This is a genomic window from Micrococcus sp. CH7, from assembly GCF_001595485.1.
Classification (GTDB): domain Bacteria; phylum Actinomycetota; class Actinomycetes; order Actinomycetales; family Micrococcaceae; genus Micrococcus; species Micrococcus luteus.
Genome location: NZ_LOSQ01000046.1, coordinates 14023 through 35607 on the forward strand (window position 1 = coordinate 14023; position 21585 = coordinate 35607).

Below are 21585 nucleotides of genomic sequence, written 5' to 3' on the forward strand. Positions count from 1 at the left end.
CCCGACCCCAGGAGGCCCGCATGGCCCGGCCCCAGACCGTCCTCACCGTGGTGGCCGCCCGTCGGCTCACCCCGCACCTCGTGCGCCTGACCCTCGGCGGCGAGCAGTTCGACGCCGTCCATGCCCGCTGGGCGGAGAAGGGCGCCACGGACCCTTACGTGAAGCTGCTCTTCGCCGACCCCGCGCTCGGCCTCGAACCCCCGTACGACCTGGACGCCCTCCGCGAGCGCCTCGCCCCGGAGCAGCTGCCGGTCCGCCGCACCTACACGGTGCGTCGCATGGACGCGGCCGCCCGCACCATGGACGTCGACTTCGTGGTCCACGGCGCGGACGACGACGGCGCCGCCCTCGGGCACGACGGCGGCCTGGCCGGGGCGTGGGCGGCGTCCGAGCCGGTGGGGCAGCAGGTCGCGTTCCTGGGTCCCGGCGGCGCCTACCGGCACGACCCCACCGCCGACTGGCACCTGCTCGCCGGTGATGAGGCCGCCCTGCCGGCGATCGCCGCCGCCCTCGAGGACCTCGCCGCCACGGACGCCGCGGCAGCCGGCGTCGCGCTGATCGAGGTGACCGACGCCCGGGACGAGGTGCCCCTGACCGCGCCGGCCGGCGTCGAGGTGCGCTGGCTGCACCGCGGCGGCCCCTTCACCCCGGAGACGACGCGGTTCGCCGCCGCCGTCGAGGACGCGGCGTGGCGGGACGGACGGGTGCACGCGTTCGTGCACGGCGAGCGGGAGCAGGTCAAGCGCGTCCGGGCGTACCTCACGGACGTGCGCGGTGTGGACCGGCGGCAGCTGTCGGTGAGCGCGTACTGGGCCTACGGCCGCGCCGAGGACGTGTTCCAGGCGGAGAAGCAGACCCCGGCGGGGCAGATCTTCGAGGACGGCACCACCGGCGGCTGACCTGCACAGGATCGGCACAACCGCAGCCTCGCTGTCCTTCAGGGCATGACGGGCCAGGGGTGGCGTGAGAGGGTCGACGGGACATCGTCCGGCGGTCCCCGGCCGCCGGCACGTCCGCACCTCTGTGAAGGAGTCCCCATGAAGACGCCCGCACGCCTCGCCGCCGGCATGCTCGCCGCCTCCGGTCTGCTGCTCACCGGCTGCGCCTCCGACCCGACGCTGGACGAGAGCTGGCCCGAGGTCCGCCAGAAGGTCGTGGATGCCGAGAGCCTGCGCCTGAGGATGGAGGGCACCGCCGCCGACAAGGAGGAGGACAAGGACGACGCGTCGGCCTCGGCGTCGCCCTCCGCCTCCCTGGGCACGGACGCCATCCAGTCCGCGAACGTGGACCTCGCCGGCGCCACCGACGACTCCCACCTCAAGGGCACCATGAACATGGACATGGGGGCGGCCACCATGGCCATCGAGGTCCTGCGCCGGGACGCCGACGTGTTCTTCAAGCTCCAGGCCGACGGTGACGACCTGCCCCAGGAGATGGGCATGTTCTCCACCCTCGTGGGCGACCGCTGGATCAAGACGAGCGCCGATCAGGCCGCGCAGATGGACATCTCACTGGAGGAGATCATGTCCGACCTCGAGGAGGACATGCCCGCCGCGGACGCCTTCGACGGCAAGGACCTGAAGGCCGAGGAGGTGGAGCTCGAGGGCAGGAAGTACCTCAAGTACGCGCTGCCCGAGGAGCACCACGAGTTCGGCCGGACGATGCTGATCGACCCGGAGAGCACGACCCTCTACCGTCTCGAGGACGTGAACTCGGAGGACGAGGACGTGGACGCGAACGCCACCTTCACCGAGTGGAACGCGGTCGAGGCGCCCGAGGCCCCCGCCTCGGAGGACGTCTTCGACCTCGCCGAGCTGCAGGAGCTGGCCGGCTGACCCGCTGCGCGATCCAGGTGGGCCGGCGGGGCGCCACGGCATGATGTCCTCATGGACCGCACCGCCCCCACTCCGCCCGTGAACGCCCTCGCCCAGGACCTGCCGGAGGACATCGCCCGGGAGGCGATCGCCTTCCGCCGCCTCCTCCACGGGCATCCGGAGCTGGACCTGCACCTGCCCCGCACTCAGGCCGCCGTCCTCGAGCGGCTCGAGGCCCTGCGCGCTGAGGCGGGGGAGGATGCCGCCACCGGCCGCCCCGCGCTGGAGACGGGCGTCGGCCGGGCGCTGAGTTCCGTCGTCGTGGTGCTGCGCGGCGGGGCCCCGCTGCCGGAGGGGGCCCGGCGGCCGGTCGTGCTGCTGCGGGGGGACATGGACGCCCTGCCCGTCACGGAGGAGACTGGGCTGGAGTACGCCCCCTCGGTGCCGGGCACCATGCACGCCTGCGGCCACGACCTGCACACCGCCGGCCTCTACGGCGCGCTGGCCTGGCTGGTGCGCCGTCGCGGGGAGCTCACCGCCGACGTGGTGGCCATGTTCCAGCCCGGGGAGGAGACCGGCGGCGGCGCCCTGCACATGATCCAGGAGGGGCTGCTGGAGGCGGCCGGGCGACCGGTGGACGCCGCCTACGCGATCCATGTCTCCTCGGGCACGTACCCGCGCGGCGTCCTGCTCAGCCGCCCGGGGGCGATCCAGGCCGGCTGCGACGACCTGGTGGTGACGGTGCACGGTCGAGGCGGGCACGGCTCGGTGCCGCACCTGGCCCAGGATCCGGTGCCCGTGGCCGCCGAGATGGTGCTGGCGCTGCAGTCCGTGGTCACCCGGCAGTTCGACGCCTTCGACCCGGTGGTCGCGACCGTCGGGCACCTGAGCGCGGGCACGGCGGCCAACATCATCCCGGACAGCGCCACCCTCGCCCTCACCCTGCGGACCTTCTCCGCGGACGCCCGCGCCCGGCTGCTCTCGGCCGTGGAGCGCCTGGTGCATGGGATCGCCGCGGCGCACGGCATGAGCGCGCAGGTCCGGACGGACTGCGCGTTCCCGGTGACGGCCAACGATCCGGACGCGGTGGCCTTCGTCCGCGGGGTCGTGGAGGACCTCTACGGGGCCGACGCCTACCGGGAGCTGCCCGAGCCCGAGCCCGGCAGCGAGGACTTCTCCGAGGTCCTCCAGCGGGTGCCCGGCGCCTACGTCCTGCTCGGGGCGGTCCCGGAGGGCATGGACCCGGACGAGGCCCCGGTCAACCACTCCCCGCAGGCCGTGTTCGACGACGCCGTGGTGCCGCGGGCCGCTCAGGTGCTGGCCGAGCTGGCGCTGCGGACGGCGCCGGTGCCGGCGTCCTGAGCGCGGCGGCCGGCCCGGAGCACCTCGGCGATCTGCCCGACGCACGGCTCGTTCTGCAGGCTCGTGGTGTCCCCGAGCGCGGTGCCCTGGTGCAGCTGCGTCAGCAGCCGCCGCATGATCTTGCCCGAACGGGTCTTGGGCACGTCGGGGACGAAGACCACCTCGGCGGGCTTGGCCACCGGCCCGATCACCCGCCCCACGTGCCGCCGCAGCTCCTCGGCGCGGTCGGCGGCGGAGGCGCCGGGGCCGTCATCGCCGGCCAGCCAGCTCTCGTGCGCCACCACGAAGGCGACGGCGGCGTGCCCGGTGGTCTCGTGCGGCACGGGGCACACCCCCGCCTCGATCACCTCCGGGTGCGCCACGAGGGCGGACTCGATCTCGATGGTGCTCAGCCGGTGCCCGGAGATGTTGATGACGTCGTCCACGCGCCCGAGGATCCAGACGTCGCCGTCCTCGTCCCGCTTGGCGCCGTCGCCGGCGAGGAACCAGCCCGCCTCGCCCTGGTCCGCGTAGTCCTCCCAGTACGAGTGGAAGTAGCGGGCCGGGTTCCGCCACACGGTCCGGGCCATCGCCGGCGAGGTGCGGGTGACCACGATCCGGCCCTGCAGGCCCTCGGGCGTGGGGGCGCCGTCGTCGTCGACCACGGCCACGTCCACCCCCGGCAGGGGCCGGGAGCCGCAGCCCGGCTTGAAGGCCGTGTCCGTGGGGCGGGGGGAGAGCACGGTGGCGCCCGTCTCGGACTGCCACCACGTGTCCACCATCGGCAGGTCCGGGGTGTCCCGGCCGATCTGGGTGCGGGCCCACGTCCAGGCCTCCGGGTTCACGGACTCGCCCACGGTCCCGATCAGGCGGATCGAGGACAGGTCCGGACCGCCGTCCGCGTGCGCCGGGATCCCGTCCGGATGCCAGCCCTTGAGCGAGCGGATCAGGGTGGGCGCCGTGTAGTAGCTCGTCACCCGGTAGCGCTCGATCACCTCGAAGTGCCGGCCCGGGTGCGGGGCGTTCGGCACACCCTCGTAGATCACCTGCGTGACCCCGTTCGAGAGCGGACCGTAGATCTCGTAGGTGTGCGCGGTGACCCAGGCCAGGTCCGCGGTGCACCAGTGGACGTCGTCGTCGCGCCGTGCCGGGTTCGGGTGGGAGAACAGGAAGTCGTGCGTCCACGAGGCCGCGGCGAGGTACCCGCCGGAGGTGTGCACGAGCCCCTTGGGCTGTCCCGTGGTGCCGGAGGTGTACATGATGAACAGCGGGTGCTCCGCGTCGAAGGCGCGCGGGGTGTGGGTGTCCGGCTGGCGGTCCACGACGTCGTGCCACCACAGGTCTCGGCCCTCGGTCCACGGGATGTCCCGGTGGCCCGTGCGGTCCAGGACGAGGATGTGCTCGATCGCGTTGTCCCCGGACACGGCCTCGTCCGCGTTGGCCTTCACGGGGACGGCGGCACCGCGGCGGAACTGGCCGTCGGTGGTGACGAGCAGCTTGGCGCCCGTGTCCTCGACGCGGAACCGCAGCGCCTCCGCCGAGAACCCGCCGAACACGAGCGAGTGCACGGCGCCGATCCGCGCGCACGCCAGCGTGATGACGATCGTCTCGACGAGCACGGGCAGGTACACGACGACGCGGTCGCCCGCCTCGATGCCCAGCTCCTCGAGGGCGTTCGCGGCCTGGGCGACCTCGCGCTGCAGCTGTGCGTAGGTGACGGCGCGGCGGTCGCCGGGCTCGCCCTCGAAGTACAGGGCGACCTTCTCCCCGCGCCCCGCCGCCACGTGCCGGTCCACGCAGTTCACGGCCACGTTCAGGGTGCCGTCCTCGTACCAGCGGATCTCCGGGCCGCGCTCGGCGGCCGGGTCCGGGGCGGTGAGGGAGCGCGTCCGGGTGAAGGGCCGCTCCCAGCTCAGACGTCGGCCGGCCGCCTCCCAGAACGCGAGCCGGTCCGACTCGGCCACCGGGCGGCCGTCGCCGCGCCCGCCGTGCAGCCGGTCCGCCGGGCGGCCGGGGTGGACGTCCGGGTCGGCGGCGTCGACGAGCGCCTGCGGGAGGGGGCCGGGCAGCGTGGCGAGGGCCGCGGCGGGCACGCCGTCGTTCGGTCCGCGGACGGCCCCGGAGGCGCCCTCCTCGGCCGGGTCGGGGCGGGCGGGGTCCTCGGTGGGCGTCATGGGCGGCGGTTCCTCCTGGTCGGCGGGTCCGACCAGGGTAGGGACGCCGACGACGACGCCGCGCCCGCCGTCGTCACCGGCGGTCATGCTCGGCCCGCCGGATCCCCGCGCGCGCCCGGCGCGGGCCAGGGCGACGGCGGCCGGTGTGGACCCCGTCCCACGGCCGGGGCGTCCCGGCCGCCGGGCCGCCCGCGCGTGTCAGAGTAGGTCCATGACCACCTACGCCACCCTCGCCGCCCGGTACGCCGACGCCTTCGACTCCGTCGCCCACGGCGAGCGGGCCCGCGAGGCGGGCCGGCACCTGCCGTTCGCCGCCCTCGGGGAGCTGCAGGCCGCCGGGTTCGGCAAGGTCGGCGTCCCCGTGGACGCGGGCGGCGAGGGCGGCGGCAGCGAGACCGTGCTGCGCCTGCTCATGGACCTGGCCGCCCGGGATGTGAACACCGCGCACGTCTGGCGCTCCCACCTCGTGTTCATCGCCACGGCCATGGACCAGGCGCCCGCCCGCCGGGAGCGGTGGCTGCGGCACATCGTGGCGGGGGACTGGGCCGGCTCCGCGCTGGCCGAACGCGCCGGCGGGGCCGCGCCGGGCCGTGCCGCCACCCTGGCCAGCCGGGACGAGGGCGGCACCTGGGTCGTGCGGGGGCAGAAGTACTACGCGACCGGCTCGGCGTTCGCCACGTGGACCGCCGCGACCGTGGGCATCGAGGGGGCGGACCTCGTCTCGCGCCGGAACTCGAAGCGGGCCGGGGGTGCGGTCCGCGAGCCGGACCGAGCCGTCGCCGTTGTGCGCGTGCGTCAGCCGCGCGTGGGCATCAAGGACGACTGGGACGGGTTCGGCCAGCGCCTGACCGCCACCGGGTCCGTGGTGCTCGACGACGCCGCGGCCGAGGAGCTGCTCGAGGTGCCGCGGCAGGACGGGCCCGTGCCCGTGCTCATGGAGGCGACCCTGCTGGCGCTGCAGGCCGGGATCGGCCGGGCGGCGCTCACGGAGGGCACGCAGCTGCTGCGGCAGCGGCGCCGCACCTTCAACACCGGCACGGCCGCGCTGCCCAAGGACGACCCCCAGCTCCTCGAGATCATGGGGCAGCTGGCCGGGCGGCAGGCCGCGGCCGAGCTGATGGTGCGCGAGGTCGGGCGTCTGCTCGACGAGGGGGAGGACGGCGCCCACGGGGCCGGCCCGGCGGAGGCCGACGTCGCGGCGGCGTCCGCCGAGGCGATGGCGGCCGCGTACCGGGCCCAGGCCGTGGTGCCGGAGGCCGTCCTCGAGGTGTGCACCCGCATCTTCGACACGCTCGGCGCGTCGGCGACGTCGGCCACGCTGCGCCTCGACCGGCACTGGCGCAACGCCCGCACCCTCGCCACCCACGACCCGGCGGCGTTCAAGGTGCGCATGGCCGGCGACTGGCTCGTGAACGGCACCCCGCCGACCGCCTACACGTCGGCCGGCGAGGTCCCCGAGGGGGACTGACCCGACGACCGGGCGGCCGGACGTGCCGGGCTCAGGCCCAGCGGCGCAGGGCCCGGCGCTCCAGCAGGCCGAGCAGCCAGTCGGTGAGCTTGCCGAGCACGGCGAGCAGGATGATCGCCAGGATCAGGCGGTCCGTGCGTCCGTTGTTCTGCGAGTCGGTGAGCAGGAAGCCCAGGCCCATCGAGGAGGCGATCAGCTCCGCGGCCACCAGGAACAGCCAGGCCTGGGCCAGGGCCAGCCGCAGGCCGGAGAACACGGCCGGCACCACGGCGGGCAGCTGCACCGTCCGCAGCAGGGACAGCCCGTGGTAGCCGAAGGCCCGACCGGCCTCCACCAGGTGCGGGTCCACATGGCGCAGGGCGGCGTAGACGGTGGTGAACACCGGGAAGAACGCGCCGATCGCGATGAGGGTGACCTTGGACTCCTCGCCGATCTGCATCCACAGGATCAGCAGCGGCACCCAGGCCAGCGAGGGCACCGCGCGCAGCGCCCCGATCAGCGGGGCGAACAGCGCGTCCGCCCACCGGGACAGCCCGAGCGCGGACCCCACGGCCAGCCCGAGTGCGGCGCCGAGCAGGAAGCCCAGCAGCACGCGCTGGGTGGAGATCCCCACGTGCAGCCACAGGTCGCCCCGCTCCAGCAGGTTGACGCCGGCGCTCAGCACCGCGCCGGGGGAGGGCAGCTGCACCGCGGAGAGCAGCCCGGCGGCCGTCACCGCCCACCACAGCATCAGGAGGACAGCGGGCGCGGCCAGCCCCACCACCGCCCGGGCGCCGGGCCGGTCCAGCACCCGGGGCCGCTGCCGTCGGCGCGCCCCTGTGTCGCCGTCGTCGTGACCCGACCGCTCGCGCGCCTCGGGGCCCGTCGTCGCGGCGGGGGTGGTCAGGGCGGTGCTCATCGGATGGCCTCCTCGGCGAAACGGGTGTCCAGGATGCTCGCCAGCGCGGCGTCCACCTGGTGCTGGTAGTCGACGGACCCGGTGCCGACCAGGATCCGTCCGACCCCCGTCAGGGCGTCGAGCAGCTCCTGGCCCGGCACGGGGCTGACGTCCGCGTTGGTGCGTTCGAGGATCACGGTGCGGGCGACGTCGGGAGAGATCTTCGCGGCCTCGGCCAGGATCCCGACGGTCTCGTCCGGGTGCTCGAGCGCCCAGGCGCGGGCGCGTTCGTACGTGTCCAGGACGGTCTGGGCGGTCTCCGGGTCCTCCTCGAGGAAGGACTCCGTGGCGTTGAGGACGGAGAACGTGTTCAGGGCGAGGTCCCGGTACAGGAAGCGGGCGCCCTCGGCCTCGGCCTTCGCCATGATCGGGTCGAGCCCGGACCACGCGGCCACCGATCCGCCGGCGAGGGCGGCGCGGCCGTCGGCGTGCTGCAGGTTCTGGATCTCGACGTCGGCCGGGTCCACCCCGGCGGCCTCGAGCGCCTGCACGGCGAAGAAGTACGGGTCCGTCCCGCGCGTGGCGGCCACCGTGCGGCCCGCGAGCTGGGCGACGTCCGTGATGTCCGAGCCGGGCGGGACCATGAGCGCGGACCACTCCGGTCGCGAGGCGACGCCCACGATGCGCGTGGGGGCTCCGTTGGCCCGGTTCAGCAGCGCGGCCGAGCCGGCCGTCGACCCGATGTCCACGGAATTCGAGCGCAGGAGCTCGTTGGCCTTGTTGGAGCCGGCGGAGAACACCCAGTTCACCCGGACGCCGCGGGGCGCGAGCGTCTCCTCCAGCCATCCCTGGTGGCGGATCACGAGGGAGAGCGGGTTGTAGGTGGCGTAGTCGATGCTCAGCGTGTCCGGACCGTTCACCGGCCCGGTCGTCGCCTCACCCTGCAGGACGCATCCGCTCAGGCCCAGGGGCAGGGACGCGGCCAGCAGGCCGAGCGCCGTGCGACGGGTCAGGCGTGCGGAGCCGGCGCCGCTCATCGGGCGTGGCTCTCGACGCCGAGGCCCTCGAGGAGCTCGGCGCGCAGCCGGGCCAGGCGGACGTCCGCGCGGTCGCGGGGACGGGCCCCCGGCACGTCCACGATCCGCCCCACGGTCGCTCCGGGGCGGGCCCCGCCGTCGGGCGCGGGGACGTCACGGGCGAGCAGCAGCACGCGGTCGGCGAGCTGCAGGGCCTCCTCCACGTCATGGGTGATGAGCAGGACGGTGGTGCCGGTGGCGGCGTGCACGTCCAGCAGCAGGTCCTGCATCTTCAGGCGCGTCAGGGCGTCGAGGGCGCCGAAGGGCTCGTCGAGCAGCAGCACGCCGGGGCGGCGCGCCAGGGCGCGGGCGAGCGAGGCCCGCTGGGCCATGCCGCCGGAGACCTCCCGGGGGCGGTGCTCCGCGAAGGGCGCGAGGCCCACGAGCTCGAGCAGCTCCTGCACGCGGTCCCGGCCCGCGGCGCGGTCCAGCTCCCGGGGCAGGCCGAGTTCCACGTTGCGGCGCAGGGTGCGCCAGGGCAGCAGGCGCGGCTCCTGGAAGCCGACGGCGGTGCGCTCGTCGTAGGGTCGCACGGGCGAGCCGTCGATCAGCAGCTCTCCGTCGAAGTCCGGGTCCAGGCCGGCCACGGCGCGCAGCAGCGTGGACTTGCCGCAGCCGGAGGCGCCGATCACGGCGAGCACCTCGCCGGGCGCCACGGTCAGGTCCACGTCGCGCAGGACGACGCGTGGTCCGTCCGCGGTGGGGAACGTGCGCCCGACGCCGCGGAAGACGACGTCGAGGCTGTGGCGGTCCTCGTCCCGGACCGGGGTGGAGGCGGTGGCACGGGAAGGCGCGTGCACGCTCATGGAGGGCTCCCATCGTCGCTTCGTCGTCGGTGTCGGACGGATACGGATGCCAGTAGACCACCGCGGGCCCGGTCGGCCGCGCGGTCGCCCGGCCGCCGGCGCCGGAGGGTCACACGGGCGTCACACCGGGGGCGCCGGGCCCCGCGCCGATCCCGCGCCGAGCCGGCGCCGAGCCAGCGCCGAGCCAGACGTTTCGGTCGTCTCCGTAGGGTGGAGGCAGCAGATTTCTCTGGCTCAGCGCTGGGGTGTCACTGGCTCAGCGCTGGGACGTCACTGGCTCAGCGCTGGGGTGCCGCTGGGCTGCCGCAGGGCCGCCACCCGCGGACGTGTCCTCCGTCACGGTCAGGGCATGTCACGAACCGGGCGCCGCACGCGTGGCCGGGCCCGGCGGGGCCGTCATGAACCCCTGGGCCGGACCGGCTTCCACCGCCGGCCGCGTCGGCGTTGCATGGTGCGGAACCGTCGCCCGCCCGGCCGCGCCCCTGCGACCGGGCGGCCCTGGAAAGGAGACCCATGAGCACCGCCGAGAACGCCGGGGCCGGAGCACCCACCCGCCCGGACGAGCACCGCGAGATCCTCTTCAACGCATTCGACATGAACTGCGTCGCCCACCAGTCCCCGGGTCTCTGGCGTCACCCCGACGACCACGCCCGGGACTACAACACCCTGGGCTACTGGACGCACCTGGCGCAGACGCTGGAGAAGGGCCTGTTCGACGGCCTGTTCATCGCCGACGTCCTCGGCCCGTACTCCGTGTACGGCGGCACCTCCGAGGCCGCCATCAGGACCGGCGCGCAGACCCCCGTGAACGACCCGTTCCTGCTCGTCTCCGCGATGGCCGCGGTCACCGAGCACCTCGGCTTCGGCGTCACCGCCGGCACCGCCTACGAGCACCCCTACCCGTTCGCCCGCCGCCTCGCCACGCTCGACCACCTCACGGGCGGCCGCGTGGGCTGGAACGTGGTCACCGGCTACCTGCCCTCCGCCGCCCAGAACATGGGCCAGGACGACCAGATGGAGCACGACGAGCGCTACGAGCACGCCGACGAGTACCTCGACGTCGTCTACAAGCTCCTCGAGGGCTCGTGGGAGGACGACGCCGTCGTCTACGACAAGGAGTCCGGCGTGTTCGCGGACCCGGCCAAGGTCCACGACATCGCCCACCAGGGCCGGTACTTCACCGTGCCCGGCCACGCCGTCACCGAGCCGTCCGTGCAGCGCACCCCCGTGATCTACCAGGCCGGCGCCTCGACGCGCGGCCGCGCCTTCGCCGGCAAGCACGCCGAGGCCGTGTTCATCAACTCCCCCACGAAGGAGCTGGCGGCCGCCACCGTGAAGAAGATCCGCCAGGCCCTGGTGGACGCCGGCCGTGACCCGTACGACGTGAAGATCTTCGCGATGCAGACGGTCGTCACCGGGGCCACCGACGAGGACGCGCGAGCCAAGTACGACGACCTGGCGCAGTACGTGGACCCGCTGGGCGGCCTCGTGCTCATGTCCGGCTGGATGGGCATCGACCTGTCCCAGTACGACCTGGACGAGCCGATCGGGGACGTGAAGTCGAACGCCATCCAGTCCACCGTGGAGACCTTCCAGAAGGCCTCCGGCACGGACGAGGAGTGGACCGTGCGCAAGCTCGCCGAGTGGGTGGGCATCGGCGGCTTCGGCCCCGTGATCGTGGGCGGCGGCGAGTCCGCGGCCCGCCAGCTCGTCGAGTGGGCCGACGAGACCGACGTGGACGGCTTCAACCTCGCCTACCACATCACCCCGGGCACCTTCGAGGACGTCGTGGAGTTCGTGGTGCCGGAGCTGCAGAAGCTCGGCCGCTACAAGACCGCGTACACGGACGGCACGCTGCGCCACAAGCTCTTCGGCCGCGGCGACCACCTGCCGCAGAACCACCACGGCGCATCCTTCGCCCTGCGCCGCCGGTAGGGTGACGCCAGTGGCCGCGGCGCCCTGCCTCGGCCGGCAGCAGCCCCAGGAGGAGAACATGCAGCGCAGACGTGCCGTCCGCGCGGCCGGGCTCGGCGTCGTGGGCGCCCTGGCCCTGGCCGGGTGCGCATCCGAGCCGCAGTCGGCGGGGGAGGCCTGGCATCAGGCCCGCACCCAGTTGGACGAGGCCGAGACCGTCCGACTCGAGACCGCCTACACCACCGGCCGTCAGGGCCCGCAGTCGGTCCGCTGGGACATCGCCGGCCGGCTCGACGGCGGCGACGCCGAGTCGAAAGGCGTCATGCAGGTCGGCCGCGACTCGCACATCACCATGGAGTCCCGCCAGGTCGGCGAGGACGTCTTCGTGCGGGTCGACGTGGACGGGTCCGACGTCCCGGACGACGTCCAGATGATGTACTCCGACCCACAGTGGCGCCGGGCCTCGGCCGGCGAGGGGCAGGAGCCGCCCCTGAAGTCCCTCCTCGACCAGGTGGGCCTCCCCGCGGCGGACGCCCTCGACGGCGCCCAGGTGCGCGCCGAGGAGGTCGACTGGGACGGCGGCACGGCCTACCGCTACGCCGTGCCCGAGGAGGTCGCCGACGCCGCAATGGTCGAGGGCGACGCCACCCGGGTGCACTCCTTCACGGTGGACGACGACGGCGAGCTGGTCGCGCTCACCGTCGACGACGGCCGGGCCACCCAGCAGTACGCCCTGAGCGACTGGAACCAGATCGAGCCGGCCGAGGCGCCGGAGGAGGTGGCCGAGTGAGGCAGCGCCAGACCCAGACCCGCCGCACCCGACGCGGCCTGTCCCTCGCCGCCCTCGGGGCGGCCGCCCTGCTGCTGACCGGCTGCGCCTCGGGCGACGACGCCCCCGGCGCCTGGGACCGTGCCCGCACCCAGCTCGAGGAGGCCGACTCCGTCCGCATGGTCACCGAGCTGCGGTCCGAGGCCCCGAGCAACGGGCGCGCGGTCCCGGACTCGGTGGACATCTCCGGTCCCGTGGACGGCTCGTCCATGCGGTACGTGTCCGTGTACCAGGACGACGGCCTGATCACCCGGGACGAGTCCCGGATCGTGGACGGCACCGCGTACTCCCGGTTCACGGTGGAGCGCGCCGGCACGAGCGGTGAGGACCGCCCCGCCTATGCGGAGCGCTGGACCGCCACCCCGTACGAGAGCGATCCCAGCGCCACCGGCATGGGCGCGATGGTGAGCTCGCTGCTGGGCTCCCTGCCGGAGTCGGGCGGCCTGGACGACGTCGAGGCGGACGCGGACGGCATCCGCCGCAGCGGTCAGGATGCGATCCGCTACGTGCTGGACGAGCCCGTCTCGGGCCCGCAGGAGGGCGTGGAGCTGACCGCGTTCACGGTGTCCAAGGAGGACGGCCGCCTGCTCACCGTGGAGACCGAGTCCGCCGGCACGAAGGCCGTGGTGACCCTCTCCGAGATGGGCGGGGTGGATCCGGTGCAGGCCCCGCCGGCCGACGAGGTCCTGAAGCAGGACGGCTGACCCGGCCCACGGCGACGGCGGCCTGCCTCCCCTCGGGGAGGCGGGCCGCCGTGTCTGCGCGGGTCAGCGCGTCAGCGGACCCTCGTCACCCAGCGGGGTGGACGGGTCCGAGATGGTGTCCGGCTCGGCACCGTGGCGGGCCGCCGAGGTGATGTTGTCGTTGTTGGACTCGGTCACGCGATCTTCGCGGACGTCGTTCTTCTTGTCGTTGCCCTGCATGGCATCCTCCACCTTCGTCGTGGCCTTCTGCACCGGATCGGACTTCTTCACCTCAGCGAACTTCTGCTGGGCGGTCTCCTGGACCTGGCCGACCTTCTCCTGGGTCTTGGGGTCGTTCCAGAGCTTCTGGGCGTTCTGGGTCATCTTCTCGAGGTTCTTGCGGCCCTCGGCGGAGCCGAGCAGGTAGCCGAGTGCGGCGCCGAGGCCCAGGGTGATGAGGCGCATGGGTGGTCTCCTTCATGTGTCGGGACCGCGCCGACCCTCTTGGACGGGCCGGGCGGCGCGCTGGCGCGCTGTCCTGGGATCACTCTGGTCATCGGAGCCCGCCGCGTCAACGACTGAGGCGCACGGCCACGACGATGGCGAGCACCACTCCCGTGCCCGCGACGACGGCCGAGCCCGAGAGCACGGCGTCTCCCGCGTGCGTCGGGACGGGGTCGTTCTCGCCGGTGAGGAGGGCCTCTTCCCGGTCGAGCCCCTCGACGGCGCCCAGGCCGCGGGGCGGGGAGGCTCGCGGGAGGGGTGTGTACACGATGAATCTACGGTGCGGACCTTCTTCAATTCTGACGAGCCCCCGAAACACGACGAGCCCCACTGCGCAGGGCTCGTGGTCGGAGGGGGAGGAAAGTCTTCTGCAACGGATCGGTCGCGGCGTCGGTAGTCCTGGTGTGAGCGCATTCGGCGCCTCGCCCCGCCTGCCCCGCAGGACCCTCGACGAACAGGAACGACACCATGCGCACGTCCCTCCCGGCCGCCGTCACCGCCGCCATCGGCATCGCCGTCCTCGCCCCCCTGTCCGCCGCCGCCATGGACGCCCCGTCCGGCGCCGAGCTCTCCGTGCTGCACGCCGTGCCCGAGACCCCCGTGGACGTCTACGTGAACGGTGCCCTCACCCTGGACAACTTCGAGCCCGGCGACCTCGCCGGTCCCCTGGAGCTCGCCGCCGGCGACTACGAGGTCGCCATCACCGCCGCGGACGCCATGGATGACTCCGCCCCGATCCTCGGTCCCGTCACCCTCACCCTCGCCGACGGCGGCGACTACACCGCCGCCGCCCACCTCGACGCCGCCGGCACGCCCACGGTGACCGCGTTCGAGAACGACACGAGCGCCGTCGCCGCCGGCGAGGGCCGCCTCACCGTGCGTCACATCGCCGCCGCCCCGGCCGTGGACGTCTGGGCCGGCGAGGACGTCGTCGTGCCCGGCCTGGAGAACCCGGACGAGGCCTCCCTCGAGGTGCCCGCCGGCACCGTCTCCGCCGCCGTGTCCGTGGCCGGCACCACCGACCCCGTGATCGGCCCCGCCGACGTCGAGGTCAAGGACGGCGTCACCACGATCGCCTACGCCTGGGGCTCCGCCGCCGACGGCACCCTCGCGCTGGCCACCCAGGAGGTCGCCGCCGACCACAGCGCGCCGGGCTCCGTCCCCGCGGGCATCGACGTCGCCCCCGCCCAGGACTCCACCGGGATGCTGGCCGCCGTCGGCGCCGGTGCGGCCGCCCTGGTCGCCGGCGCCGTCCTCATGGCCCGCCGCCGGGCGGCCCGTGCGTGATGAGGCCTGCGGGCGGGGTCCCTCCCGCCCGGAGATGGGGACCGTCGGCCGTGTGCCGGCGGTCCTCGCCCTCGCCGCCGTCGTCCTCACCGGCTGCGCGCCGTCGGCGGCGGTCTCCTCCCTCCCGTCCGAGCAGGGGCGAGGCTCCGTCGTCGCGATGACGCCGGGTCCCGCGGCGGGGACGGGAACCCCACCGGCCGCAACCCCCTCCGCGGCTCCGGTCGTCCCCGGGCGGACGCCGTCGTCGGGGATCGCCGTCCGGCGCGCCACCCAGAGCCCATCGGACGACGCCAGGATCCCCGTGCGCGTGGACTATCCGGCCATCGGGGCCACGCTGAGCGTGGTCTCGGTCGGGGTCACGGAGGACGGGGCGATGGAGTTGCCCGACGACAGCTCCGTCGGCGGCTGGTACCGCCACGGCTCGGCCCCCGGGGATCCTGAGGGGACGGCGGTGATCGCCTCCCATTCGGGTTCACCGCGCAATCCCGTGGGGGCCCTCTACGGGCTGCGGCAGGCCGCGGTCGGCGACGAGGTCACCGTCACGGATGCGGCGGGGACCGCCCGGCGCTATCGGGTGGCCTCCACCCAGAGTCTGGGGAAGGGCGAGCTGGACCTGTCCCCGTACTTCCGCCGGGACGGCGCCGCCGAGCTCGTCCTCATCACCTGCGGCGGCGAATGGCTGCCGGACGAGCGGGACTACACGGAGAACATCGTGACCATCGCCACTCCCGTCGAGGGCTGACCGGTAGCCTGTCGGAAGGTCTGGCCTGAATCGGGCCGCGCCGCGCCGACGCAGCACACCGCGGGAGAGGAGTCCCATGTTTGAGGACGACGGGCTCGACCGCCGCTTCGCCGCGGGGGAGGCCGTCGCCGTGCGCGAGGCGTACGAGCGCCACGGTCGCCTGGTCTTCTCCCTGTGTCTCGCCGCGCTGCGCAGCCGGGAGGACGCCGAGGACGCCGCCCAGCAGGTGTTCACGCGGGCGTGGCGCTCGCGGGACACCTACGATCCCGCCCGGCCGCTCGGCGGGTGGCTGACGGGCATCACCCGTCGCGTCATCGCCGACATGTTCGCCGGCCGTGCTCGTGAGGCGCGGAAGATGGAGGCGGAGGTCGTCCACCTCCCCCGCGCCGAGGGCGCGGAGGACGCGGTCAGCGACACCGTGGTGGCCGCCGTCGTCGTGCATGACGCCCTCGCCCTGTTGGGTCCGCCCCAGGACGAGGTGCTGCGCCTCGCCTTCCTGGAGGACCTGGCGCACCAGCAGATCGCCGAGCGCCTCGACATGCCGCTCGGCACCGTACGTTCCCACATCCATCGCGGCCTGGCCGCACTGAGAAGACGTCTGGAGGCCGCCGATGCCCGAGCGTGAGCATCCCCGCGGCCGACAGTCCGCGGAGGAGATCTCCGACCTCGCCGTCCGGCTGCACGAGCGCGTGCGCGACGGCGGCCCGCTCGCCGTGCCCGCCGACGTCGCGGCGTCGCTCCATCCGGAGGACGCGGCCGAGCTGGAGGCCATCCTGCGTGTGCTGGCCGCCCTCGACGGCCCCGCCCCGGACCTGGCCGACCCACCGCCGCACCTGTGGGGGCGGATCGCCGCTGAGCTGGGACCCGAGACGGAGGCCGTGGCTCACGACGGGCTATTGCAGGGGGAGGCCACGGGCGAGGATGTCGCGCCCGACGGCGTCGCGACCGTCCGTCCGATCGGCTCGGGTCCGTCCGCCGCCCGCGGCCGCTGGTGGCCGGTCGCCGCGGCGACGACCTCATCGGCACCGCCGTCATGGCGTCCGTGACCACCGACGGATCGCCGGCCCGCGCGGAGATGACGCGTGCCGCCGACGGGGAGATGCACCTGGCCGTGCATGTGCCCCAGGTGCCCGCCCCCGAGGACGGCTACCTGGAGGTCTGGATCCGCGACGAGGCCGCCAGCCGCATGATCTCGCTGGGCACGGTGACCCGCCAGGACACGACACTGACCGTCCCGGAGGGCGTCGACCTGGCGTCCTACCCCGTGCTGGACGTCTCGCATGAGCACTTCGACGGCGACCCGTCCCACTCGACGCTCTCCCTGTGGGTCGGTGAGATGCACCGGACCACCTGACGAGCCCTGAGATACGACGAGCCCTGCGCAGTGGGGCCCATCAGTACTGGATAGGCACCACTGCGCAGGGCTCGTCGCTTCTGTCCCAGGCTCAGCCGAAGTGCTTCGGCAGGGTGGCCTCCCAGGCCTCGCGCAGCTCCGCGATCGGCAGGGTGAAGGCGTCCTGGACCTCGAGGGCCGCGGAGTCGGCGTCCACCACGCCGATGCGCACGGCCGCGTAGCCGCGGGCCGTGGTCATGTCCGTGAACCGGACCTCCTCGGTGCGGGGCACGGCCACGACGGCGCGCGCCTGCGTCTCGGAGAACAGTGCGGTGAACAGGTCCACGCCGTCGCGGCGCAGCACCTCGTCCAGCACCACGCGGGCGCCCACGCCGAAGCGCAGCACCATCTCGGACAGGGTGGCCGCGAGGCCGCCGCCGGAGAGGTCGTGGGCGGCGTCGATCATGCCGTCCCGGGACATGTTGACCAGCAGCTCGCCGAGCAGGCGCTCCTTCTTCAGGTCGACCTTCGGGGGCAGGCCGCCGAGGTGGCCGCGCAGGCGCGCGAACTCGGAGCCGTCCAGCTCGTCCGCGGTCTCGCCGAGCAGGTAGATCGCCTGGCCGTCGGCGTCCGGGGCGAAGCCGGACGGGGTGCGGCGCAGGACGTCGTCGAGCTGGCCGAGCACCGCCACCGTGGGGGTGGGGTGGATCGGGGTGCTGCCCGTCTGGTTGTACAGGGACACGTTGCCGCCGGTCACCGGGATGCCGAGGGTCTGGCAGCCGTCCGCCAGGCCGCGCACGGCCTCCGCGAACTGCCACATCACGTCCGGGTCCTCGGGGGAGCCGAAGTTCAGGCAGTCGGAGACGGCCAGGGGCACGGCCCCGGCGGTGGTGACGTTGCGGTACGCCTCGGCCAGGGAGGCCTGCGCGCCCGTGTACGGGTCCAGGTAGGTGAACCGGTCGTTGCAGTCCGTGGCCAGGGCCACGCCCATGCCGGTCTCCTCGTCCACGCGCACCACACCCGCGTCGTCCGGGGCCGCCAGGGCGGTGTTGCCGCGGACGTAGCGGTCGTACTGGCGGGTGATCCAGGAGGTGTCCGCCAGGTTCGGGGAGCTCATCAGCTCCACGACGGCGGCGCGCAGCTCCTCGCCCGTGGCGGGCAGCTCCTGACCGGCCTCGGAGGAGCGGAACGTGTCCGCCTGGAGCTCGTCCTGCCAGGCCGGACGCGCGTACGGGCGCTCGTAGACCGGGCCGTCGTGGGCCACGGTGCGCGGGTCCACGTCGACGATGACCTCGCCGTCCCAGGTGATGATCAGGCGGCCGTCACCGGTGACCTCGCCCAGCCAGGAGTACTCGACGTCCCACTTGGCCATGACGGCCTCGAACGCGGCGACGTTCTCCGGCGTCACCACGGCCATCATGCGCTCCTGCGACTCGGACATGAGGATCTCGCCCGGGGTCAGCGTGGAGTCGCGCAGCAGCACGTCCGTCAGCTCCACGCGCATGCCGCCCTCGCCGTTGGAGGCGAGCTCGGAGGTGGCGCAGGAGATGCCGGCGGCGCCGAGGTCCTGGATGCCCTCCACGAGGGAGTCGCGGAACAGCTCGAGGCAGCACTCGATGAGCACCTTCTCGGAGAAGGGGTCGCCGACCTGCACCGAGGGGCGCTTGGCGGGCTTGCCGTCGCCGTCGAAGGACTCGGAGGCCAGCACGGAGGCGCCGCCGATGCCGTCACCGCCGGTGCGGGCACCGAACAGGACCACCTTGTTGCCCACGCCGGAGGCGTTGGCCAGGCGCAGGTCCTCGTGCTTGAGCACGCCCACGGCGAGGGCGTTGACGAGCGGGTTGCCCTGGTAGACCGGGTCGAAGCGGGTCTCGCCGCCGATGTTCGGCAGGCCCAGGGAGTTGCCGTAGCCGCCGATGCCGGCCACCACGCCGTGGAACACGCGGGCGGTGTCCGGGTGGTCGATCGCGCCGAAGCGCAGCGGGTCCATCACGGCCACCGGGCGGGCGCCCATGGAGATGATGTCGCGCACGATGCCGCCGATGCCCGTGGCCGCGCCCTGGTAGGGCTCCACGTAGGAGGGCGAGTTGTGGGACTCGACCTTGAACGTCACGGCCCAGCCGTCACCGAGGTCGGTCACGCCGGCGTTCTCGCCGATGCCCACCATCATGTGCTGCTTCATCTCGTCGGTGAGCTTCTCGCCGAACTGGCGCAGGTGCACCTTCGAGGACTTGTACGAGCAGTGCTCGGACCACATGACCGAGTACATGGCCAGCTCGGCCGCGGTGGGGCGGCGGCCGAGGATCTTCTTGATCTCGGCGTAGTCGTTCTCCTTCAGGCCCAGCTCGGCCCAGGGCTGCTCGACGTCCGGCGTCGCCTGCGCGTCCGCGACCGTCTCGATGTTGAACTGCTGGCTCATGCATGGCCTCCACGGCTGGCGAGGGTGGTCAGGACGGAGGTGAAGAAGCCGAGGCCGTCCACGCCGGAGCGGGGGCCGGCGGCGGTGTCCGGGCCGAAGCCCGTCTCCACGGCGTGCTCCGGGTGCGGCATCAGGCCGACGACGTTGCCGGCCGGGTTCGCGATGCCCGCGATGTCCCGGCGCGAGCCGTTCGGGTTCCAGCCCTGATAGCGGAACACCACGCGGCCCTCGGCCTCGAGGGCGTCGAGGGTCGTCTCGTCCGCCACGTACTGGCCGTCCTGGTTCTTCAGGGGCACGGTGATGGTCTGACCCTGCTCGAAGTCGCGGGTCCACACGGTGTCCGCGCTCTCCACGACCAGCTCCTGGTCGCGGCAGATGAAGTGCAGGTGGTCGTTCTTGACCATCGAGCCCGGCAGCAGGTGCGACTCGGTGAGGATCTGGAAGCCGTTGCAGATGCCGAGCACCGGCAGGCCGTCCGTGTCGCCCTCGGGGCCGCCGGCCGCCGTCGCCACCGCGTCCATCATGGGGGCGAAGCGCGCGATCGCGCCGGCGCGCAGGTAGTCGCCGTAGGAGAAGCCGCCCGGGATCACGACGGCGTCCACGCCGGCGAGCGTCCGCTGCGGGTCCGCGTCGGCGTGCCACAGGGAGACGGGCTCGGCGCCGGCGAGGCGAACGGCGCGCAGCGCGTCCACGTCGTCCAGGGTGCCGGGGAAGGTGATGACGCCGATGCGCGCGCCGCTGAGCGGCGTCGTCGGCGTCGAGTAGTCGCCGATGAGGGGGAGCTCGGTCATCGGGCGCCCTCGGCCTCGTCCAGGACGGCCACGTTCACGACGTCCTCGATGACGGGGTTGGACAGCATTTCCTCGGCGGCCGTGCGCGCCTGGGCGAGGATCTCGTCGGTGACCTCGCCCTCCACGGTGAGCTCGAAGCGCTTGCCCTGGCGGACCTGGCTGAACTCGGTGAAGCCGAGGCGGGGCAGGGCCCCGTTGATCGCCTTGCCCTGCGGATCGAGGATCTCGGGCTTGGGCATGACGTCGACGACGATGATGGGCATGAACACGCTCCTGGGTGCGGGACGATGCCGCGGAGCAGGACGGTGTAGATGCCGTCTCACGCCCGGCCCGGGGCGCTCCGCGTGCTTGCCCGTCCAGTCTACTCGGCCGCCTGGACGCGGGATCGTGGGTGTGATGGGGGCGGCACGCGGCAGCCGGCCCGGCGTAGCCTGGCGGCATGAGACCTCAGCAGACCCGTGTGTCCCCGCTCGGTCGACGTCGGCCGATCAGCCCGCTCGGCCCCGCGCTGCTCGCCGCGGCGGCCGGCGTCGTGCTGACGGGAGTGCGCCGCATCACGGCCCGGTCCGCCCGGCGTCGCGCGACCGGGCGCCCGCGCCGGTGAGCCGTCCCGAGCCCTGCCCCTGCGGGTCCGGAGCCGGGCTCGCGGCGTGCTGCGGTCGCCTGCACGCGCGTTTCGCCCAGGACGGCGCCCTGACCGCGCCCACCGCCGAGGCGCTCATGCGCTCCCGGTACACGGCGTTCGCGCGGCTGGGCGAGGCCGGGACGGCAGAGGCGCGGGCGATGGCCGACTATCTCGCCGCGACCTGGGTTCCCGAGCACCGGCCCACCGCGGCCGAGCTGCTGCCGACCGAGGGGGAACAGGCGCCGCGGTTCACCCGCCTGGCGGTGCTGGACGTGCGGGACGGCGGGCCGTTCCAGGACGCCGGGACCGTGGAGTTCGTGGCCGTCGGCACGGGGGCCGAGGGGCGGTTCCGACTCCATGAGGTCAGCCGGTTCCGCCGTGAGGACGGGATCTGGCGCTACGTTAACGGCGACGTGCGCTGAGGCCGGGGCGGCGCGTCGGCCGGCGGTGACGCGTCAGAAGGCGGAGAAGATCCCGGCGCCCACGCTGAGGACCAGGCCCAGGATGGCGATCCACGCCACCAGGGTGACGATCGGGCGGGGGCGACGCGGGGCGTCGTCGTGCCAGTCCACGCCCTCCAGCTCCGGAGGGGTGCGCAGCTCTCGATCCATGGCCCCAGCCTCTCATGCCCCACGCCGCCCCGGGCCCAACGCGGGTTGACTTGTCACGGGTGCTGGGCGCCTGGACCCGCGAGAACTCAACCCGCGTTGCCGTCCGGGGTGAACAGGTCCTCGATCCGCCGCCCGAACACGGCCGCGAGGCGGAAGGCGAGCGGGAGCGAGGGGTCGTAGCGGCCCTTCTCGAGGGAGATGACGGTCTGCCGGGAGACGCCGAGCTCGTCGGCGAGCCGCTGCTGCGACCAGCCGAGGCGGGCACGCTCGTCGGGGATGGTGTTCTCCACG

25 protein-coding genes are annotated in these 21585 nt (G+C 73.9%); 14 read left to right on the forward strand and 11 right to left on the reverse strand.

Translation table 11 applies throughout. The features are described 5' to 3' along the window. The first annotated feature begins 20 nt into the window (after positions 1-20). The 3 genes from AUV08_RS10990 (at position 21) to AUV08_RS11000 (ending at position 3176) form a co-directional block, all read left to right on the forward strand. On the forward strand, positions 21-899 hold the full coding sequence (locus tag AUV08_RS10990) for a siderophore-interacting protein (RefSeq protein WP_061867576.1): 879 nt from the start codon (positions 21-23) through the stop codon (positions 897-899). 138 nt (positions 900-1037) lie between these two features. Then, positions 1038-1835 (forward strand): hypothetical protein, encoded by a 798-nt coding sequence (locus AUV08_RS10995; protein WP_061867575.1) that lies wholly within the window; start codon positions 1038-1040, stop codon positions 1833-1835. A gap of 51 nt (positions 1836-1886) precedes the next feature. Next, a complete protein-coding gene (locus AUV08_RS11000; protein WP_061867574.1) occupies positions 1887-3176 on the forward strand; it encodes a M20 family metallopeptidase in 1290 nt (429 codons plus the stop codon). On the opposite strand, the gene acs is transcribed toward AUV08_RS11000, so the two are convergent. Next, on the reverse strand, positions 3125-5329 hold the full coding sequence (gene acs / locus AUV08_RS11005) for an acetate--CoA ligase (protein WP_061867591.1): 2205 nt from the start codon (positions 5327-5329) through the stop codon (positions 3125-3127). The two genes, AUV08_RS11000 and acs, sit on opposite strands and share 52 nt — an antisense overlap. A gap of 211 nt (positions 5330-5540) precedes the next feature. On the opposite strand from acs, the gene AUV08_RS11010 reads away from it, so the two are divergent. Then, positions 5541-6797, forward strand: coding sequence for an acyl-CoA dehydrogenase (locus AUV08_RS11010; RefSeq protein WP_061867573.1), 1257 nt, complete (start codon positions 5541-5543; stop codon positions 6795-6797). A 31-nt stretch (positions 6798-6828) separates the two neighbouring features. On the opposite strand, the gene AUV08_RS11015 is transcribed toward AUV08_RS11010, so the two are convergent. The 3 genes from AUV08_RS11015 to AUV08_RS11025 are packed head-to-tail and all read right to left on the reverse strand — an operon-like array spanning position 6829 to position 9556. Continuing rightward, on the reverse strand, positions 6829-7695 hold the full coding sequence (locus AUV08_RS11015) for an ABC transporter permease (protein WP_049147884.1): 867 nt from the start codon (positions 7693-7695) through the stop codon (positions 6829-6831). Then, the gene (locus AUV08_RS11020) at positions 7692-8711 is read right to left on the reverse strand and encodes an aliphatic sulfonate ABC transporter substrate-binding protein (RefSeq protein ID WP_061867572.1); all 1020 of its coding nucleotides are present in this window, start codon (positions 8709-8711) and stop codon (positions 7692-7694) included. Before AUV08_RS11020 ends, AUV08_RS11015 begins: the two co-directional genes overlap by 4 nt. After that, positions 8708-9556, reverse strand: coding sequence for an ABC transporter ATP-binding protein (locus AUV08_RS11025; protein WP_061867571.1), 849 nt, complete (start codon positions 9554-9556; stop codon positions 8708-8710). The genes AUV08_RS11020 and AUV08_RS11025 overlap by 4 nt, the downstream gene beginning before the upstream one ends. A 513-nt stretch (positions 9557-10069) precedes the next feature. Here AUV08_RS11025 and AUV08_RS11030 point away from each other — a divergent pair. Genes AUV08_RS11030 through AUV08_RS11040 form a run of 3 tightly spaced genes read left to right on the forward strand, consistent with a single transcriptional unit; the run spans position 10070 to position 13003 of the window. After that, positions 10070-11491, forward strand: a complete 1422-nt coding sequence (locus tag AUV08_RS11030) for an LLM class flavin-dependent oxidoreductase (RefSeq protein ID WP_061867570.1) — start codon at positions 10070-10072, stop codon at positions 11489-11491. A gap of 58 nt (positions 11492-11549) precedes the next feature. Further along, positions 11550-12260, forward strand: a complete 711-nt coding sequence (locus tag AUV08_RS11035) for a Tat (twin-arginine translocation) pathway signal sequence (protein ID WP_231862101.1) — start codon at positions 11550-11552, stop codon at positions 12258-12260. Next, the gene (locus AUV08_RS11040) at positions 12257-13003 is read left to right on the forward strand and encodes a hypothetical protein (RefSeq protein ID WP_061867568.1); all 747 of its coding nucleotides are present in this window, start codon (positions 12257-12259) and stop codon (positions 13001-13003) included. The genes AUV08_RS11035 and AUV08_RS11040 overlap by 4 nt, the downstream gene beginning before the upstream one ends. Positions 13004-13066: 63 nt before the next feature. Here the strand turns inward: AUV08_RS11040 and AUV08_RS11045 are convergent, their stop codons facing one another. Together AUV08_RS11045 and AUV08_RS12285 are read right to left on the reverse strand one after the other, a co-directional pair. Then, on the reverse strand, positions 13067-13447 hold the full coding sequence (locus AUV08_RS11045) for a YtxH domain-containing protein (protein WP_044658681.1): 381 nt from the start codon (positions 13445-13447) through the stop codon (positions 13067-13069). A 106-nt stretch (positions 13448-13553) separates the two neighbouring features. Continuing rightward, positions 13554-13754, reverse strand: coding sequence for a hypothetical protein (locus AUV08_RS12285; protein WP_036384100.1), 201 nt, complete (start codon positions 13752-13754; stop codon positions 13554-13556). 200 nt (positions 13755-13954) lie between these two features. On the opposite strand from AUV08_RS12285, the gene AUV08_RS11055 reads away from it, so the two are divergent. The 5 genes from AUV08_RS11055 to AUV08_RS11075 all read left to right on the forward strand — a co-directional run bounded on the left by AUV08_RS11055 (position 13955) and on the right by AUV08_RS11075 (position 16869). Beyond that, on the forward strand, positions 13955-14773 hold the full coding sequence (locus AUV08_RS11055; protein ID WP_061867567.1) for a DUF4397 domain-containing protein: 819 nt from the start codon (positions 13955-13957) through the stop codon (positions 14771-14773). Between the two features lie 307 nt (positions 14774-15080). Further along, positions 15081-15515: a class F sortase gene (locus tag AUV08_RS12095; protein ID WP_158604212.1), complete on the forward strand. Its 435-nt coding sequence runs from the start codon at positions 15081-15083 to the stop codon at positions 15513-15515. Positions 15516-15591: 76 nt separating this feature from the next. After that, complete coding sequence (locus tag AUV08_RS11065) at positions 15592-16140, forward strand: RNA polymerase sigma factor (RefSeq protein ID WP_061867565.1); 549 nt, start codon at positions 15592-15594, stop codon at positions 16138-16140. Continuing rightward, positions 16127-16561, forward strand: coding sequence for a hypothetical protein (locus tag AUV08_RS11070; protein ID WP_061867564.1), 435 nt, complete (start codon positions 16127-16129; stop codon positions 16559-16561). The genes AUV08_RS11065 and AUV08_RS11070 overlap by 14 nt, the downstream gene beginning before the upstream one ends. Further along, positions 16558-16869, forward strand: a complete 312-nt coding sequence (locus AUV08_RS11075; protein WP_152540298.1) for an anti-sigma factor domain-containing protein — start codon at positions 16558-16560, stop codon at positions 16867-16869. Before AUV08_RS11070 ends, AUV08_RS11075 begins: the two co-directional genes overlap by 4 nt. 91 nt (positions 16870-16960) lie before the next feature. Here the strand turns inward: AUV08_RS11075 and purL are convergent, their stop codons facing one another. From purL to purS, 3 genes are read right to left on the reverse strand one after another with little or no spacing between them, the layout of a single operon-like run. Further along, positions 16961-19267, reverse strand: a complete 2307-nt coding sequence (gene purL, locus AUV08_RS11080) for a phosphoribosylformylglycinamidine synthase subunit PurL (protein WP_061873245.1) — start codon at positions 19265-19267, stop codon at positions 16961-16963. Further along, on the reverse strand, positions 19264-20058 hold the full coding sequence (gene purQ / locus AUV08_RS11085) for a phosphoribosylformylglycinamidine synthase subunit PurQ (RefSeq protein WP_049148013.1): 795 nt from the start codon (positions 20056-20058) through the stop codon (positions 19264-19266). The genes purL and purQ overlap by 4 nt, the downstream gene beginning before the upstream one ends. Further along, positions 20055-20321 (reverse strand): phosphoribosylformylglycinamidine synthase subunit PurS, encoded by a 267-nt coding sequence (gene purS / locus AUV08_RS11090; protein ID WP_002856633.1) that lies wholly within the window; start codon positions 20319-20321, stop codon positions 20055-20057. The genes purQ and purS overlap by 4 nt, the downstream gene beginning before the upstream one ends. A 176-nt stretch (positions 20322-20497) precedes the next feature. Between purS and AUV08_RS12040 the strand changes: the two genes are divergently transcribed. Both AUV08_RS12040 and AUV08_RS11095 read left to right on the forward strand, forming a co-directional pair. Next, a complete protein-coding gene (locus tag AUV08_RS12040) occupies positions 20498-20662 on the forward strand; it encodes a hypothetical protein (protein WP_155643109.1) in 165 nt (54 codons plus the stop codon). After that, entirely contained in the window at positions 20659-21105 is a 447-nt protein-coding gene (locus tag AUV08_RS11095; RefSeq protein ID WP_049148014.1) for a YchJ family protein, read from the forward strand. The genes AUV08_RS12040 and AUV08_RS11095 overlap by 4 nt, the downstream gene beginning before the upstream one ends. A 33-nt stretch (positions 21106-21138) precedes the next feature. Here AUV08_RS11095 and AUV08_RS12100 read toward each other — a convergent pair whose 3' ends face one another. Further along, the gene (locus AUV08_RS12100; protein ID WP_010079551.1) at positions 21139-21294 is read right to left on the reverse strand and encodes a hypothetical protein; all 156 of its coding nucleotides are present in this window, start codon (positions 21292-21294) and stop codon (positions 21139-21141) included. An 86-nt stretch (positions 21295-21380) separates the two neighbouring features. Then, complete coding sequence (locus AUV08_RS11100; protein ID WP_002856639.1) at positions 21381-21584, reverse strand: helix-turn-helix transcriptional regulator; 204 nt, start codon at positions 21582-21584, stop codon at positions 21381-21383. Position 21585 lies beyond the last annotated feature (1 nt).

Coding starts and splice junctions, on each gene's coding strand:
- AUV08_RS12040 (WP_155643109.1), top strand. CDS start 20,498: ATGAGACCTCAGCAGACCCGTGTGTCCCCGCTCGGTCGACGTCGGCCG.
- AUV08_RS11025 (WP_061867571.1), bottom strand. CDS start 9,556: ATGAGCGTGCACGCGCCTTCCCGTGCCACCGCCTCCACCCCGGTCCGG.
- AUV08_RS11070 (WP_061867564.1), top strand. CDS start 16,127: ATGCCCGAGCGTGAGCATCCCCGCGGCCGACAGTCCGCGGAGGAGATC.
- AUV08_RS11015 (WP_049147884.1), bottom strand. CDS start 7,695: ATGAGCACCGCCCTGACCACCCCCGCCGCGACGACGGGCCCCGAGGCG.
- AUV08_RS11020 (WP_061867572.1), bottom strand. CDS start 8,711: ATGAGCGGCGCCGGCTCCGCACGCCTGACCCGTCGCACGGCGCTCGGC.
- AUV08_RS11045 (WP_044658681.1), bottom strand. CDS start 13,447: ATGCGCCTCATCACCCTGGGCCTCGGCGCCGCACTCGGCTACCTGCTC.
- purL (WP_061873245.1), bottom strand. CDS start 19,267: ATGAGCCAGCAGTTCAACATCGAGACGGTCGCGGACGCGCAGGCGACG.
- acs (WP_061867591.1), bottom strand. CDS start 5,329: ATGACGCCCACCGAGGACCCCGCCCGCCCCGACCCGGCCGAGGAGGGC.
- AUV08_RS11010 (WP_061867573.1), top strand. CDS start 5,541: ATGACCACCTACGCCACCCTCGCCGCCCGGTACGCCGACGCCTTCGAC.
- AUV08_RS11055 (WP_061867567.1), top strand. CDS start 13,955: ATGCGCACGTCCCTCCCGGCCGCCGTCACCGCCGCCATCGGCATCGCC.
- AUV08_RS12100 (WP_010079551.1), bottom strand. CDS start 21,294: ATGGATCGAGAGCTGCGCACCCCTCCGGAGCTGGAGGGCGTGGACTGG.
- AUV08_RS11030 (WP_061867570.1), top strand. CDS start 10,070: ATGAGCACCGCCGAGAACGCCGGGGCCGGAGCACCCACCCGCCCGGAC.
- AUV08_RS11000 (WP_061867574.1), top strand. CDS start 1,887: ATGGACCGCACCGCCCCCACTCCGCCCGTGAACGCCCTCGCCCAGGAC.
- AUV08_RS11035 (WP_231862101.1), top strand. CDS start 11,550: ATGCAGCGCAGACGTGCCGTCCGCGCGGCCGGGCTCGGCGTCGTGGGC.
- AUV08_RS10995 (WP_061867575.1), top strand. CDS start 1,038: ATGAAGACGCCCGCACGCCTCGCCGCCGGCATGCTCGCCGCCTCCGGT.
- AUV08_RS10990 (WP_061867576.1), top strand. CDS start 21: ATGGCCCGGCCCCAGACCGTCCTCACCGTGGTGGCCGCCCGTCGGCTC.
- purS (WP_002856633.1), bottom strand. CDS start 20,321: ATGCCCATCATCGTCGTCGACGTCATGCCCAAGCCCGAGATCCTCGAT.
- AUV08_RS11065 (WP_061867565.1), top strand. CDS start 15,592: ATGTTTGAGGACGACGGGCTCGACCGCCGCTTCGCCGCGGGGGAGGCC.
- purQ (WP_049148013.1), bottom strand. CDS start 20,058: ATGACCGAGCTCCCCCTCATCGGCGACTACTCGACGCCGACGACGCCG.